Raw genomic sequence first — 16,071 nt, forward strand, 5'->3', positions numbered from 1 at the left:
TAAAAAATGATGAAGTACATTCCAAATGTAATCTTTCTTCTAATTATGATAGGAAGTATTTGGTTCTTTGCGCAAAACGTAAAGAAACTTATACGTAACATCAAATTAGGGAAAGAAATAGATCGTTTCGATCATCCTGCGGAAAGGTGGAAAACGATGGCTCGTGTGGCTTTAGGACAAGGTAAAATGACTGTTCGTCCTCTTGCTGGTATTCTACATGTTTTTGTTTATGTAGGATTTGTTTTAATCAATATCGAAGTATTAGAAATTATCATCGATGGTGTATTCGGAACACACCGTATTCTAAGTTTCTTAGGAGGTTTCTATAACGGAATGATAGGGTTTTTCGAGATTTTAGCCTTTTTGGTGATGGTTTCGTGTATCATTTTCTTCTGTAGAAGAAACTTTGTAAAAGTTGGACGTTTTTGGAAACCAGAAATGAAAGGCTGGGCAAAAGACGATGCTAATTATATCCTAATTATGGAGGTTGCATTTATGTTGGCTTTATTTACAATGAATGGTGCAGATCAAGTGTTACAAAAAATGGGTGCACCTCATTATATCGAAACAGGATCTTTTCCAATTTCTTCTTGGTTAACAGCACCAATTATTAGTCAATTCAACGACATCACATTTATTACAATTATAGAAAGAGCAGCTTGGTGGTTTCATATCATCGGAATTTTCTTTTTCTTAAATTATTTGTATTATTCAAAACATTTACACATCATTTTGGCTTTTCCAAATACATGGTTTTCTAAGTTAGAACCAAAAGGAGAATTCAATAATTTACAATCTGTAACAGATGAGGTAAAAATGATGATGGATCCAAATGCAGATCCTTACGCAGCACCTGCCGAACCACAGGGAGAGCCAGAAACATTTGGAGCAAAAGATATTTTTGATTTAAACAGAGTACAATTATTGAATGCCTACACATGTACGGAGTGTGGGCGTTGTACATCTGAATGTCCAGCAAATTTGACAGGGAAAAAATTATCTCCTCGAAAAATTATGATGGATACTCGTGATCGTTTAGAAGAAGTAAGTAAAAACATCGATGCAAACGGAAGTTTTGTGGATGATGGTAAAATGCTTGTCAACGATTACATTTCACCAGAAGAATTATGGGCATGTACATCTTGTAATGCATGTACACAGGCTTGTCCAGTAAATATCGATCCGTTATCAATTATTGTTGATTTACGTCGTTATTTGGTAATGGAACAATCTGCTGCACCAAACGAGTTGAACATGATGATGACAAATGTCGAAAACAATGGAGCTCCTTGGCAATTTAACAATGCGGATAGATTGAATTGGGCAAACGATTAAAATTGTAAAATACAATTACTCATTCTCAAAGAACTATTAATTTTTGTACATAACACACAAACACAGCACACATGGAAAATTTCTTAGAGGAAAAAATTGAAAACGGAGAAAGAGTAAGTCCTATTTTACCAGAAAATGTTAAAAATTATTTAATTGACATTGATGGAACAATTTGCGATGATATTCCAAACGAAGAACCAGAACGTATGCTAACAGCAGAATTATATCCAGATGCTTTAGAAACATTAAACAAATGGTACGACGAAGGACATATTATCACATTTTTTACATCACGTACAGAAGAACATCGTGAGTACACAGAAATTTGGTTGAAAAAACATGGTTTCAAATACCATGGACTTTTAATGGGAAAACCTCGTGGAGGAAATTATCATTGGGTTGACAACCATTTAGTAAAAGCGACACGATACAATGGTAAATTTACAGATTTGGTTGAAAAAAATGTTTCGATTCAAGTTTTTGATGATGGAAAACATTAAACCAAATCCATTCAAATAACACAAAGACTACAAAAAAATATGTCAAATATTACAGTTAAAACAATGGCTCAATATATGGCCGAAGGCAAACAACCAGAAGTTTTGTTTTGGGTTGGTTGCGCCGGAAGTTTTGATGACAGAGCTAAAAAAATAACACGAGCATTCGTTAAAATTTTAAATAATATTGGCGTAGAATTCGCCGTTTTAGGAACAGAAGAATCGTGTACAGGTGATCCTGCAAAGCGTGCTGGTAACGAATTTGTTTTCCAAATGCAAGCTATGATGAATATTGAAGTTCTGAATGCTTACGAAGTGAAAAAAATCGTTACAACTTGTCCACATTGTTTCAATACGTTGAAAAATGAATATCCAAGTTTAGGTGGAGAGTATGAGGTTTTGCATCATTCTCAATATTTACAACAGTTAATCAACGAAGGTAAATTGAAATTAGAAGGTTCTGAAACATTCAAAGGAAGACGAATCACTTTCCACGATCCTTGTTATTTAGGTCGCGGTAACGATGTGTATGAAGCGCCTCGTGAATTAATCGAAAAATTAGATGCCGAATTAGTCGAAATGAAACGTTGCAAAACACGTGGATTATGTTGTGGTGCTGGTGGAGCGCAGATGTTCAAAGAACCAGAAAAAGGAAACAAAGACATCAATGTAGAACGTACAGAAGAGGCTTTAGAGAAAGAGCCGCACATTATCGCAACAGGTTGTCCATTTTGTAATACAATGATGACAGACGGTGTAAAACACTTCGAAAAAGAATCAACGGTTATGGTAAAAGACTTAGCTGAATTGATTATGGAAGCGAAAGATTTATAATCGAATTTATAAAAATAATATAAAAAAGCCATCTCAAAGAGATGGCTTTTTTATGTAAAAATTTTAGCTTTCTAACATCTAACATCTAACATCTAACATCTAACATCTAACATCTAACATCTAACATCTAAAATTTCCGTATCTTTGAAACACAAATTTTAAACAAAGAGAAAATGAATTTAGCAGACGATTCAAGAATTTGGATTTTTCAAGCCAATCGTAAATTCTCAACAGAAGAAAAGCAAGCTATTACAGCTAAACTAAATACTTTTATAGCGGATTGGAATGCGCATGGCGCTGAACTTTTAGCTGATTTTGATTTACCTTATGATCAATTTATTGTAGTTGGTGTAGACGAAAATCAAGCGACAGCAAGTGGTTGTTCTATCGATAAATTAACGAAAATCGTACGCGAAATTGATGCAGATTATTCGTTCGATTTATTGAACAGAATGTTAGTTTCGTATGAAAATGAACAGGAAGTTTTTATCGAAAAATTACCAACATTCAAACAAAAAGTAAAAGAAGGAGAAATCAAAAATGTAAAAGTTTTCAATAATGGAATTTCTTCTTTGAATGATTTTAAGCAAAATTGGTTATTACCGATTGAAGAAAGTTGGGCAAAAACATTATTAAATTAAACGTTTAAAATCCAAAAAATAGTAAAGCCGAGTTTAGAAATAAGCTCGGTTTTATTTTTGATAAAAAATTGTTTAAAAAACACTATTTTTACGTAATAATAAATTAAAAATACTATGAAAAACAAAGGATGTCTTATTGGCGGAGTGATTCTTTTAGTTCTTGCAGGAATCGTTTTCTGGGGAATTGGAGTTTCGAATACGATTAAAACAACAGACCAAGGTGTACAAAAACAATGGTCGAATGTAGAAAATACATATCAAAAACGTTCAGATTTAGTTCCAAATTTAGTGAACACGGTAAAAGGTGCTGCGAATATGGAAAAAGAAACGTTAACAGCTGTAATTGATGCACGTGCAAAAGCGACTTCTAATCAAATTAAAATTGATGATCCAAGTCAATTAACAGATGCAAATATTGCGAAATTTCAACAAGCTCAAGATCAATTAGGATCTACATTAAGCCGTTTATTGGTTTCTGTTGAAAAATATCCGGATATTAAATTCAATCAAAACTTTACTTCTTTACAAGCAGAATTATCTTCTATCGAGCAAGAAGTTTTATTTGAGAGAAAAAAATACAACGATGCTGCAGAGAAATTCAATAACATGATTATAACTTTCCCTAACAGCTTAATCGCTGGTTTTACAGGTGCTACGAAAAAAGGTTATTTCAAAGCTGCTGCAGGATCTGAAAATGCTCCTAAAGTAGAATTCTAATCATTATGGGAAATAAGAAACATAAATTTCTTTCCTCAAAAGATGAAAAAAAAATAATCGAAGCCATCCAAAAAGCGGAGAAATATACAAGTGGGGAAATTCGAGTTCATATTGAATTCGAATCTTCTCCCAATCATTTTGATAAAGCTTTAGAGGTGTTTGAACGATTAGAAATGCACAAAACCAAAGATAGAAATGGTGTGTTGTTTCATGTTTCACCAACCGATCATAATTTTACGATTATCGGAGATGAAGGAATTGACAATGCAACGCCAGACGACTTTTGGGACGATATAAAAGCAGATGTTGTCAAGCATTTCAAAAAAGAACATTATGTAAAAGGACTTTGCAAAGGAATTAAGAAAACCGGCAAAGCACTTAAGAAATATTTTCCTCATCAAGAGGATGATACAAACGAATTACCAGATGAAATTAGCTACAGTTAAATACTTTTTTCTAACTTTTTTTCTTTCCATTTTAACCGTTTTTGGGCAAACGCCTGATGAATTGGTTAATATGAAACATCCGCCAAAAAAGCTTGTGCAAGATTATGCTCATGTTTTTGATGCAATGCAATTGGATGAATTAGAACGAAAATTAGTAGCCTATGATGATTCAACATCTACTCAAATTTTGGTATTAACAGTGAAGTCTCTAGATGGTTATCCATTAGAAATGTTTGCAAATGATATTGGTGAAAAATGGAAAGTTGGTACACAAGGAAAAGATAATGGAGTTGTAATTGTTTTAAGTGAACAAGATCGTAAGATTACGATTAGAACAGGTTATGGAGCTCAAATTTATCTACCACCAAGTGTCAACAAATCGATTATTGACAATGTTATTATTCCGTATTTCAAACAAGGTGATTACGCTGGCGGAATAAATGCTGGAGTCAATTCTATTTTTCAAGCTTTTGCAGGAAAATACAAACAAGACAAAGCAAAATCTCAAGAACCAGAAATGGATTGGTTTGCATTGATTTTTGCCATAGGATTTTTCATTTTTATTTTCATTATTATTTCGAAAGGTAGAGGAGGTAATAATGGCGGAAATGGCGGTAGACGAAGAAGTTTGTTAGACGATATTATCATCATGAACACAGGAAGTTCTGTTTTCGGTGGTGGAGGTTTCGGCTCAGGAGGAAGTTCTTGGGGTGGATCATCTAGCGGCGGAGGCGGCTTTGGTGGCTTCGGTGGCGGAAGCTTCGGAGGCGGAGGTGCTTCTGGTAGTTGGTAGAAATACTATTTTGATTAATGAATTTTAAAATTGTCACAAATATTGAAACTGATATTTTTTATTTAATTATTAATGAATTAGTAAAAGATAAATGGAAAATTATTTGTGAATATGATGATGAAATTTTTGATAAATCAATTGATTTCGACTTTTACAAATTAGCTAAAAATGAAAAAATAATTTTGTTTGCTTGGGACAACTGGTTTGAAGGAGAGATAAAAGCTGAAATTGAAATTCTAAAAGAGTTAGCTGTTCAATATAAGTTTGATTTAAACTTTAATGAAGCAAATTTTCTTCAAGATGAATATATTACAGAAAGAATGAAAAATCTTTTAAAATTTCACGAATAAACCCAAAAATCCGAACGAAACCGTTCGGATTTTTTTATGACTGAACATTATTCGTTAAATTCGTTTTCTAAATCAGTTTATGGAACTTCTCAATCATATTTACACCAATCAACGCAGCAATACAAACGATACGTCGGATGCGAGATCAGAATATCAGCGCGATTATGATCGTATTATTTTTTCGTCTGCCTTTCGTCGTTTGCAAAACAAAACGCAAGTTTTTCCTTTGCCAGGAAGTGTTTTTGTCCACAATCGATTGACGCATTCGTTAGAGGTTTCGTCTGTTGGACGCTCGATGGGAAATTTGGTAGGAAAGTTTATTTCCGAAAATTATAAATTAACAAAAGAATCACAAGAATTTTATAAATATAGTATTCACGATGTTATTTCAGCGGCATGTTTGTGTCACGATATCGGAAATCCAGCTTTTGGACATTCGGGCGAAGATGCAATTGCTTCTTATTTTGATCGCCATGAAACAGATTTGAAACAATATTTTACTGAAGCCGAATGGGCTGATTTAATCAATTTTGAAGGAAACGCAAATGCAATTCGAATTTTAACACAACAACAAAACGGAAAATCGGAAGGTGGTTTACGTTTGACGTATTCAACATTGGCTGCGATTGCAAAATATCCATGTGAATCGGTTGCAAAAGATAAAAGTCAATTGCATCGCAAGAAATTTGGATTTTTTCAGGCGCAAAAGGAAGCTTTCCGAACAATTGCTGAAAAAACGAATATGATTTTGGAACAAGATTCACCAATTATTTACAAGCGACATCCGTTTGTGTGGTTGGTAGAGGCGGCTGACGATATTTGTTATTCGATTATCGATGTCGAAGATTCGCAACGTTTAGGAATTATTGATCATGATAAATGCCGAAAATTATTTTTGAATTTAGTTGAATCTTTAGATCCATCTCAAATTGATAAAACAAAAAATACATTAAAATCAATTTCAGATAAAAATGATCGAATAGCCTATTTACGTGCAAAATCAATTAATTTATTGACGCAAAAATCGGTTGAAGTTTACCAAAATAATTTTGATCAAATTGTAAAAGGAGAATTTAAAACGGCGTTATTAGATGTGATTAAAAATGAAACGGAACAAGTAACGAAACGAGTTTTAGACGAAATTCAACGTTTCTCGATTGAAAATATTTATAATCATCGTTCTGTTCTCGAAATTGAAAATGCAGGTTATAATGTAATGTCAGAATTGCTTTCGCAATTTATTCCTCCAATTTTAAAAGATGAAAAAGAACGCAAAACGTTTGAGAAAAAAGCCTTGCGTTTAGTTCCTGCTCAGTTTTTATATGAGAAAGGAACAAAGTATCAAAAGGTAATGGGAATTTTGGATTATGTTTCGGGAATGACTGATAATTACGCAACAGAATTATATCGTCGTATCAAAGGAATCGAAATTGGAATGACGATTTAAGTACGAAGTTAGAAATACGAAGCTCGAATTTAGAGAAATTGTCATGCTGAACTCGTTTCAGTATCTCATCAAAAATTAGCGAATTTGTTATTCCGACGAATGGAGGAATCTATAGATTCTTCATTTCGCTGAAGCTATATTCAGAATGACAAAAAATAATGAATTCTACGTTTCGTAAACTAGATAACTAATTTCTAGTCTCGAATAACGAATAACTAAATAACATCACACAATAATGAAAAATGTAACAATACGAGAAGCAAGAAAAGAAGATTGTCCTCGAATTTTAGAGTTAATTCACGAATTAGCTTTATACGAAAAAGCACCAGACGAAGTAACGGTAACCTTAGAAGAAATGGAAGAATGCGGGTTTGGAGATAAACCAGTTTGGGGTTCTTTGGTTGCAGAAGTGGACGGAAATGTGGAAGGAATTGCGTTGCATTACGATCGTTATTCGACTTGGAAAGGACGCAGATTATATTTGGAGGATTTGATTGTAACCGAAAAAATGCGCGGTTCTGGAATTGGTAAATTATTATTGGATGAATTAATTGTTTATGGAAAAGCGAATAATTACCACGGAATGGTTTGGCAAGTTCTGGATTGGAATGAACCTGCAATTAATTTCTATAAAAAATATAACGCAGATTTTGATCCAGAATGGATTAATGTTTCGGTGAATTTTTAATAACAAAAAACTCCAACTTCTATTCAAGTTGGAGTTTATATTTTTGCTTAACGCTATTTCATAAAACTTTCATACCATTTCCATAAAATAATTCCTGTACAAACCGAAACATTAAGCGAATGTTTTGTTCCTGATTGTGGAATTTCGATACACGTATCACATTGATCAATGATTGATTGTTGCACACCATCAACCTCATTTCCCATCACAATTGCATATTTCTGAGATTGGTCAACTTCAAATTCATTTAACAAAACAGAACCTTCCGTTTGTTCAATCGTTACAATTTGATAACCATCTTCTTTCAGTTTTGCAATCAATTCATTCGAATCTTTTATATATTCCCAATCAACAGAATTTTCTGCACCAATTGCCGTTTTATGAATTTCTTTATGAGGCGGAGTTGCTGTAATTCCACACAAATAAATTTTATCAATTAAAAATGCATCCGAAGTTCTAAAAACTGCACCAACATTGTGCATACTTCTCACATTATCCAACACCACAACAATCGGGTGTTTTTCAATAGCTTTATATTCTTCCGCAGAAACGCGACCTAATTCGTCTAATTTTAGTTTTCTCATCACTTCGTTTTTAACTAACTTAGCTGTTCAAAATTTATAATAATTTGACAAAAGTAGTAAAGAATAAGGAAACTCCTCTAATGAAACAATATAACACGATCAAGGCGAAATATCCTGATGCGATGTTGTTGTTCCGTGTGGGAGATTTTTACGAAACATTTGGAGAAGATGCTGTGCGAGCTTCTCGCATTTTAGATATAGTTTTAACGAAACGCGCCAATGGCTCTGATAATAGTGCTTTGGCAGGTTTTCCTCATCATAGTTTGAATACTTATTTGCCAAAATTGGTGAAAGCTGGTTTGCGTGTTGCAATTTGCGATCAGCTCGAAGATCCAAAGATGGTAAAAGGTATCGTAAAACGTGGTGTTACAGAGTTGGTTACGCCTGGTGTTGCATTGCAAGATGAGGTTTTATCGTCAAAATCGAATAATTTTTTGATGGCTGTTCATCAAGGTGATAGAGCTTTTGGAATAGCTTTGTTGGATGTTTCGACGGGAGAATTTTTAGTTTCTGAAGGACAAGAAGATCAAGTGGCAAAAATTATTCAATCGTTTCGACCAAGTGAAGTGATTTATCAAAAACGTGTCAAATATAATTTTTCTGATGTCAAAAGTAAATTTTTGTTAGATGATTGGGCTTTTCAATATGATTTTGCAATTGATAAATTAACCAATCTTTTTAAAACTAAGAATTTAAAAGGTTTTGGAATTGAGGATTTAAAAGATGGAATCATTTCTGCGGGTGCAATTTTAGCTTATTTGGATGACACACATCACTTCGAAATTCAGCATCTAACATCTATTCAGCGTCTTAATCAAGATAGTTTTGTGTGGATGGATCCATTTACGATTCGCAATCTCGAATTGGTTTATTCTCCACATCCAAAAGGTGTTACGTTATTAAATGTTTTAGACGATACCAAAACTCCGATGGGAGCACGTTTGTTGAATCGTTGGATGGTAATGGTGTTGAAAGATTTGAAATCAATTCAACGTCGTCAAAATATTGTCGAATACTTCTACAAATTTGGAGATTTACGTTACGATTTGCGAGAAAAATTAGGTCAATTAACCGATTTAGAACGTTTGGCTGGAAAAGTTTCGACAGGTAAAATTACACCTCGTCAATTGCAACAATTAGCACAAAGTTTGAAAATTTCGGAAGAAATAAAAGAAGTTGCTGAACAATCGAATATCAAAGAAGTTGCAGATTTATTTTCTCGAATCGAACCAATTGATCATTTAACACAAAAGATTTTTGATACACTTTCTAACGAGCCTCCGCATCAAATTGTAAAAGGAAATGTAATTAGAGAAGGTGTTTCAGAAGAATTGGATCGATTACGAAAAATTCAGTTTTCTGGGAAAGATTATTTGGATCAAATGTGTCAACGCGAAACAGAACGAACTGGAATTTCGTCTTTGAAAATTGCGTTCAATAATGTGTTTGGTTATTATATTGAAGTTCGAAATACGCACAAAGATAAAGTGCCAGAAGAATGGATTCGTAAGCAAACTTTGGTGAATGCAGAGCGTTATATTACCGAAGAATTAAAAGAGTACGAAACACAAATTCTTGGTGCAGAAGAAAAAATTCTTGCTATAGAAAATCAATTATTTATTGAATTGTTACAAGAAATTATCACTAAACTTTTACCGATTCAACAAACGGCAAAAGCAATTGCATTTTTGGATGTTTTGTCAACTTTTGCAGAAATAGCAGAGAAAAATAATTACACAAAACCTTCTCTTAATGATGGTTTTGAACTAAATATAAAAGAAGGTCGTCATGCTGTGATTGAGCAACAATTACCAATTAGTGAACAATATGTGTCGAATAATGTTGAGTTAAATTCGGATCATCAGCAAATTATTATGATTACTGGACCAAATATGTCTGGTAAATCGGCGCTTTTACGTCAAACTGCTTTGATTGTTTTGATGGCGCAAATGGGAAGTTTTGTTCCAGCTCAAGCTGCAGATTTAGGAATCATTGATAAAGTTTTTACTCGAGTTGGTGCTTCAGATAATATTTCATCAGGTGAATCGACATTTATGGTCGAAATGAATGAGACAGCAAGTATCTTAAATAACATTTCGGAACGAAGTTTGATTTTATTGGATGAAATTGGTCGAGGAACTTCGACTTACGATGGAATTTCGATTGCATGGGCAATTGCAGAATTTTTACATCAAAGTGCCTTGAAACCAAAAACATTGTTTGCAACGCATTATCATGAATTGAATGAAATGTCAAAATCGATGGAACGTATCAAAAACTTTAATGTTAGTATCAAAGAAACAAAAGATACAATATTATTTTTGAGAAAATTAGTTCCAGGAGGAAGTGAGCACAGTTTTGGTATACATGTTGCTAAAATGGCTGGGATGCCAAAACGAGTGGTGGACAGAGCAAATGATGTGTTGAAAATTTTGGAAGCAACGAAAACAGATGAAGGAATCTCGAATAAAACGGAGAAAATAACGCAAGATAATATGCAATTAAGTTTCTTTCAGTTAGATGATCCTATTTTAGAATCGATTCGAGAAGAAATTATGAACACAGATATCAATACATTAACACCTGTTGAAGCATTGATGAAATTGAACGAAATCAAAAAGAAACTTGGTAAATAAACTTAAAAATATGAAGAAAATAATTTTAACCGTAGCAGGAGCTTTAGTCTTAGCTTCTTGTGCTACAAACCCTGTTACCGGACGTAAATCGTTGTCATTAGTTTCTAATGCAGATTTATTTCCGACAGCTTACAATCAATATTCTCAAATTCTTAAACAAGGGAAAGTAATTACAGGTACTGCCGATGCTAAAATGGTGCAAACAGTAGGGGAACGTTTAAAATATGCCGCTGAAAAATATTATCAAGAAAAGGGAATATCTTCTCAATTACAAGGTTATCAATGGCAATTTACGTTGTTAAATGCAAACGAAGTAAATGCATGGTGTATGCCTGGAGGTAAAGTTGCGGTTTATTCAGGTATTTTACCTGTTACCAAAGATGCAACTGGATTGGCTGTTGTTTTAGGTCACGAAATTGGTCACGCTTTGGCTGGTCATAGTGCGGAGCAAGCTTCTCAGCAAATGGCCGCACAAGGTTTAGGACAAATAGTTGGTGGATCCATTGGAAATGCAGAATATGCAAAAGTTTTTGAACAATTATATCCTGTAGGTGCACAAGTTGGTTTACTAAACTATTCTCGTAAAATGGAATTAGATGCTGATGTTACAGGATTGTATTTAATGGCGATGGCGGGTTATGATCCTTCTCAAGCAATTCCTTTTTGGGAACGTATGGCGGCGAAAAGTGGAAATGCAGGAGTTTCAGAATTCTTGAGTACTCACCCTTCGGATGCGACGCGTATGGCTAAAATAAAGGAAGCCTTACCAACTGCTTTAGCATATTACAATGCAAGTCCGTATAAAGAAAAATAGAATAGTTTTTATTCATTTGTAAAATATAGGCGAGTTAATTTGATAAATTGATTCGCTTTTTTTATATTTAGTATTCAAAACCACAATTAAAATTAAAATGATTAACAATTTTAGAATCAATTCGTTTTCTGAATATAAGAAAGCGTATAAAAAAAGTGTCGAGGAGCCTGAAAAATTTTGGGATAAAATTGCTGGAAACTTCGTTTGGCAAAAGAAATGGGACAAAACACTTGAATATAATTTTGAACAAGCAGATTTTAAATGGTTTCAAGGTGGACAACTAAATATTACCGAAAATGTTTTGGATCGTCATTTGGAAAAAAATGGAAACAAAACAGCTTTAATTTGGGAACCAAATAATCCTTTAGAAGAATCTCGAATTATTACATATCGTCAATTGCATTCAAAAGTTTGCCAATTTGCGAATGTCTTAAAAAATAATGGCGTACAAAAAGGAGATCGTGTGTGTATTTATATGCCAATGATTCCAGAATTAGCCATCGCGATGTTAGCTTGTGCTCGTATTGGCGCGGTACATTCTATTGTTTTTGCAGGATTTTCTTCTGCTGCAATTGCCTCTCGTATCAACGATGCGCAATGTAAGGTTTTGGTGACAGCAAACGAAGTTTTTCGTGGAACGAAATCAATTAACTTAAAAGCAATTTGTGATGAAGCCTTAAAAGATTGTGCTTCTATTCAGTCGTGTATCGTTTATCGTCGTGCTATCGAGCCTACTTCTATGGTTGGTGGACGTGATAAATTTTGGATTGATGAAATGCATAAAGTAGACGATAATTGTCCTGCGGAAATTATGGATGCTGAAGATCCTTTGTTTATCTTGTATACTTCTGGTTCTACGGGAAAACCAAAAGGAATGGTGCATACATGTGGTGGATATATGGTGGAAACGGCTTATTCGTTCGATAATATTTTCCAAATGGAACACAACGATATTTATTGGTGTACAGCAGATATCGGTTGGATTACAGGACATAGTTACATTATTTATGGACCTTTGGCTTGTGGAGCAACTTCGGTAATGTTCGAAGGAATTCCAAGTTTTCCAGATTTTGGACGTTTTTGGGAAATTGTCGAAAAATTAAAAGTGACACATTTCTATACAGCTCCAACAGCAATTCGTTCGTTAGCTCGTGAATCGTTAGATTATGTCGAGAAATATGATTTATCAAGTCTTAAAGTTTTAGGATCAGTTGGTGAACCAATTAACGAGGAAGCTTGGCACTGGTTTAATGATTATATTGGAAAAGGAAATTGTCCAATTGTAGATACATGGTGGCAAACAGAAACAGGATCTATTTTGATTTCTCCATTAGCAGGAATTACGCCGCTTCGTCCAACGTTTGCAACATTACCACTTCCTGGAATTCAGCCAGTTTTAATGGATGAACATGGAAAAGAAGTAGAAGCAGTAAATGAGAAAGCAGAAGGACGTTTAGCAATTAAATTTCCTTGGCCATCTATGGCTCGTACTATTTATGGTGATCATAAACGCTATGTAGAAACTTATTTTTCAACATTTCCAGGATATTATTTTACAGGAGATGGAGCGTATCGAGATGCAATGGAAAATTATCGAATTACAGGACGTGTAGATGATGTGGTGATTGTTTCTGGTCATAATTTAGGAACTGCGCCAATAGAAAATGCAATAAATGAACACGAAGCTGTAGCGGAAAGCGCAGTTGTTGGCTATCCTCATGATATCAAAGGAAATGCATTGTATGCTTTCGTAATTTTGCAAGATGGAGTACAAGGTTCACCAGAACTTGAAGCAGAAATAAAAAATGGAGTTTCTAAATTAATTGGAGCAATTGCAAAACCAGATAAAATACAGTTTGTTTCTGGTTTACCAAAAACGCGAAGCGGAAAAATTATGCGTCGTATTTTGAGAAAAATTGCAAGTAACGAAAGTGATTTTGGTGATACATCAACATTGTTAGACCCAGATGTTGTAACAGTTATTCAGAACGGAAAAGTTTAAAGTAAGGCTGAGGTTAAGATTTAGCTTAAGTTTATCAAAATAATTTTCAAAACTAAAAGCATTACCCCAAAAGTAATGCTTTTTTTGTTTGATTATTTTGGAGGAATATTTAGTAAATTAGTGATTATTAAAACTAAGTGATGAATAAATTTCTAAATTCAAAATGGTTTGACTTTTTTATAATCTGTGCAAGATTTTTATTAGCAATCACATTTTTTAATTACGGTTGGAGTAAATTATTAGATGGTCAATTTGGATTAAGACCTGAAGAATTAAATACGCCAATAAAAGATTTATCACTCTTCAGAATTAGTTGGCATTTGTTTGAACATCAGCCATTCAAATTTACGATAGGAATTATGCAACTCATCACTGCTATTTTATTACTTTTTAATCGAACAGTTATTTTAGGGACGCTATTATTTCTGATACTTATTTCTAATATTCTTTTGATTGATGAAACTGTCATGCCTTTAACATTGAAATTAGCATTTAGATCACGTTTAATCATTTATATCATTTTATGTTTTTTGATTTTATACCACAATAGAAGTAGATTTCTTCCTGCTATTAAACATTTATTTAGTAAATATGATAATCAGTACAAACACAAGTTCTGGATATATTTTTTAGTTCCAATTGGAGCTATTTTTATAGAACTTTTTTACCTTCTTATGAAAACATTATATTTACTAATAACAGATTATAATAATACAATTGAAAGTTTTACTCTAATGATTAAGTCATTAAATAAATTATTTTAATATCTAAATATCCTTTATATAGCCGAGATTCAATGCATTTTTTGTAATTTTGTAGACTTTTTAAAGGTATGATAAAAATTTCACCAGTTTTAGAATTGTATTTAGATCATCATGTGAATCAAGAACCTGAAATCTTGAGCCGTTTACGTGTTGAAACTTATCAATGTACAACGCAGCCACACATGATTTCGGGCGAATACCAAGGTCGTTTGTTAAGCATTTTGTCGAAGATTTTAGCGCCTAAAACTATTTTAGAGTTAGGAACTTTCACAGGTTACGCAACATTGTGTTTGGCGGAAGGTTTGACTGCTGATGGAAAAATCATTACGATGGATAAAAATGATGAGTTAGAATATCTTTGCAGAAAGTATTTTGATGAATCAGAATTTGCCTCAAAAATTGATTTCAGAATCAATGATGCGCGTGAAGAATTGAACACAATTGAAAAAGATTCTGTAGATTTAGCTTTTATTGATGCCGATAAAGAGAGTTACCCTTATTATTTCGAGAAGGTTTTGGAACTTCTTCGTCCCGGAGGAGCAATGTTAGTTGACAATGTGTTGTGGTACGGAAAAGTGATGATGGAGGAGGAAGATAAAAAAGATCCTTCGACAAAAATCTTGAAAGAATTTAATGAGATGGTAACGAAAGATGAACGTGTCGAATCGATCATTTTACCAATTCGTGATGGAATTACGTTAATTCGAAAAAAATAATGAAGTACGCCATTTGTCAAGTAAGTGTTGCGCCATTGCGCTACGAAGCAAGAGATTCATCAGAAATGGTGAGTCAGGTTTTGTTTGGAGAAAAGTTGATTATTTTAGAAGAATTAGAAAAATGGACAAAAGTTCAGTTAGCTTTTGATGGTTATGAAGGTTGGCTTGATCCAAAACAAATTGTAGAAATTTTGGAAGAAGAATATAATAAAGATTCGATCGAGAAATTTGCAATTAATCCGTATAATCATGCGATGGAAAATGGCTTGCCAATGACATTGACAATTGGAGCTGAGGTTCGTACTTTGAATGAAAGTAAAATCAAAATTGGTCCAAAATGTTTTGAATATTTTGGGGTATATACGTCTGGTAAAAAATCAAAAGATCAATTGGTAGAAATTGCAAAAGCCTATCTAAATGTGCCTTATTTGTGGGGCGGAAAATCTTCTTTTGGAATTGATTGTTCTGGTTTAACGCAACAAGTGTACAAAATAGGAGGTTACAAAATTCCGAGAGATGCTTATCAACAAGCGGAAATGGGTGAAGTTTTGAGTTTTGTAGAAGAAGCAGAACCAGGCGATTTAGCTTTTTTTGATAATGCAGAAGGTCTAATTATTCATGTCGGAATTATGTGTGGCAATGGTAAGATTTTGCATGCACACGGAAAAGTTCGCATTGACCCAATCGATACAAATGGAATTTTCAATACCGATTCTCAAAAATATTCGCATAAACTGCGATGCATTCGAAAATTAATTCCTTAATAATAGAGCAAAAATCATTTCGAAAGAAATGATTTTTTTGTTT

Annotated in this window: 17 protein-coding genes; 16 read left to right on the forward strand and 1 reads right to left on the reverse strand. The window is 33.5% G+C overall.

The window, feature by feature from the left end; genetic code table 11:
* Positions 1-9 precede the first annotated feature (9 nt).
* From B3J26_RS09865 to B3J26_RS09910, 10 genes are all read left to right on the forward strand, one after another.
* Positions 10-1,335 (forward strand): (Fe-S)-binding protein, encoded by a 1,326-nt coding sequence (locus B3J26_RS09865; RefSeq protein WP_185144083.1) that lies wholly within the window; start codon positions 10-12, stop codon positions 1,333-1,335.
* Between the two features lie 71 nt (positions 1,336-1,406).
* Positions 1,407-1,835 (forward strand): LNS2 domain-containing protein, encoded by a 429-nt coding sequence (locus B3J26_RS09870; RefSeq protein ID WP_125348737.1) that lies wholly within the window; start codon positions 1,407-1,409, stop codon positions 1,833-1,835.
* Positions 1,836-1,874: 39 nt separating this feature from the next.
* Complete coding sequence (locus B3J26_RS09875; RefSeq protein WP_038332021.1) at positions 1,875-2,666, forward strand: (Fe-S)-binding protein; 792 nt, start codon at positions 1,875-1,877, stop codon at positions 2,664-2,666.
* Positions 2,667-2,839: 173 nt separating this feature from the next.
* A complete protein-coding gene (locus B3J26_RS09880) occupies positions 2,840-3,307 on the forward strand; it encodes an ABC transporter ATPase (protein WP_125348739.1) in 468 nt (155 codons plus the stop codon).
* A 114-nt stretch (positions 3,308-3,421) separates the two neighbouring features.
* Positions 3,422-4,024 (forward strand): LemA family protein, encoded by a 603-nt coding sequence (locus B3J26_RS09885; RefSeq protein WP_125348741.1) that lies wholly within the window; start codon positions 3,422-3,424, stop codon positions 4,022-4,024.
* A gap of 5 nt (positions 4,025-4,029) precedes the next feature.
* Entirely contained in the window at positions 4,030-4,470 is a 441-nt protein-coding gene (locus B3J26_RS09890) for a TPM domain-containing protein (RefSeq protein WP_125348743.1), read from the forward strand.
* A complete protein-coding gene (locus B3J26_RS09895; RefSeq protein WP_291074346.1) occupies positions 4,451-5,263 on the forward strand; it encodes a TPM domain-containing protein in 813 nt (270 codons plus the stop codon). The genes B3J26_RS09890 and B3J26_RS09895 overlap by 20 nt, the downstream gene beginning before the upstream one ends.
* A 17-nt stretch (positions 5,264-5,280) precedes the next feature.
* Entirely contained in the window at positions 5,281-5,613 is a 333-nt protein-coding gene (locus B3J26_RS09900; protein ID WP_221854340.1) for a hypothetical protein, read from the forward strand.
* A gap of 79 nt (positions 5,614-5,692) precedes the next feature.
* Complete coding sequence (locus tag B3J26_RS09905) at positions 5,693-7,060, forward strand: deoxyguanosinetriphosphate triphosphohydrolase (RefSeq protein WP_286484788.1); 1,368 nt, start codon at positions 5,693-5,695, stop codon at positions 7,058-7,060.
* 235 nt (positions 7,061-7,295) lie between these two features.
* Positions 7,296-7,748 carry a GNAT family N-acetyltransferase gene (locus B3J26_RS09910; RefSeq protein WP_115001464.1) on the forward strand — a complete coding sequence of 151 codons (453 nt, stop codon included), beginning with the start codon at positions 7,296-7,298 and terminating at the stop codon, positions 7,746-7,748.
* Positions 7,749-7,801: 53 nt separating this feature from the next.
* Here B3J26_RS09910 and B3J26_RS09915 read toward each other — a convergent pair whose 3' ends face one another.
* A complete protein-coding gene (locus B3J26_RS09915; protein ID WP_291074349.1) occupies positions 7,802-8,332 on the reverse strand; it encodes an RNA methyltransferase in 531 nt (176 codons plus the stop codon).
* An 80-nt stretch (positions 8,333-8,412) separates the two neighbouring features.
* Between B3J26_RS09915 and mutS the strand changes: the two genes are divergently transcribed.
* The 6 genes from mutS (at position 8,413) to B3J26_RS09945 (ending at position 16,028) form a co-directional block, all read left to right on the forward strand.
* Complete coding sequence (gene mutS / locus B3J26_RS09920) at positions 8,413-10,968, forward strand: DNA mismatch repair protein MutS (RefSeq protein ID WP_291074351.1); 2,556 nt, start codon at positions 8,413-8,415, stop codon at positions 10,966-10,968.
* Positions 10,969-10,978: 10 nt separating this feature from the next.
* A complete protein-coding gene (locus tag B3J26_RS09925) occupies positions 10,979-11,782 on the forward strand; it encodes a M48 family metallopeptidase (protein WP_125348750.1) in 804 nt (267 codons plus the stop codon).
* A 97-nt stretch (positions 11,783-11,879) separates the two neighbouring features.
* Positions 11,880-13,784 carry an acetate--CoA ligase gene (acs, locus tag B3J26_RS09930; RefSeq protein ID WP_291074353.1) on the forward strand — a complete coding sequence of 635 codons (1,905 nt, stop codon included), beginning with the start codon at positions 11,880-11,882 and terminating at the stop codon, positions 13,782-13,784.
* 140 nt (positions 13,785-13,924) lie between these two features.
* On the forward strand, positions 13,925-14,548 hold the full coding sequence (locus B3J26_RS09935; RefSeq protein ID WP_291074355.1) for a DoxX family membrane protein: 624 nt from the start codon (positions 13,925-13,927) through the stop codon (positions 14,546-14,548).
* Positions 14,549-14,616: 68 nt separating this feature from the next.
* Complete coding sequence (locus B3J26_RS09940; protein ID WP_291074357.1) at positions 14,617-15,264, forward strand: O-methyltransferase; 648 nt, start codon at positions 14,617-14,619, stop codon at positions 15,262-15,264.
* Positions 15,264-16,028 (forward strand): C40 family peptidase, encoded by a 765-nt coding sequence (locus B3J26_RS09945; RefSeq protein WP_291074358.1) that lies wholly within the window; start codon positions 15,264-15,266, stop codon positions 16,026-16,028. Before B3J26_RS09940 ends, B3J26_RS09945 begins: the two co-directional genes overlap by 1 nt.
* The last annotated feature ends 43 nt before the right edge of the window (positions 16,029-16,071 follow it).

This window comes from Empedobacter sp. UBA5987 (assembly GCF_002429865.1).
In the GTDB taxonomy this organism is placed as follows: Bacteria; Bacteroidota; Bacteroidia; order Flavobacteriales; family Weeksellaceae; genus Empedobacter; species Empedobacter falsenii_B.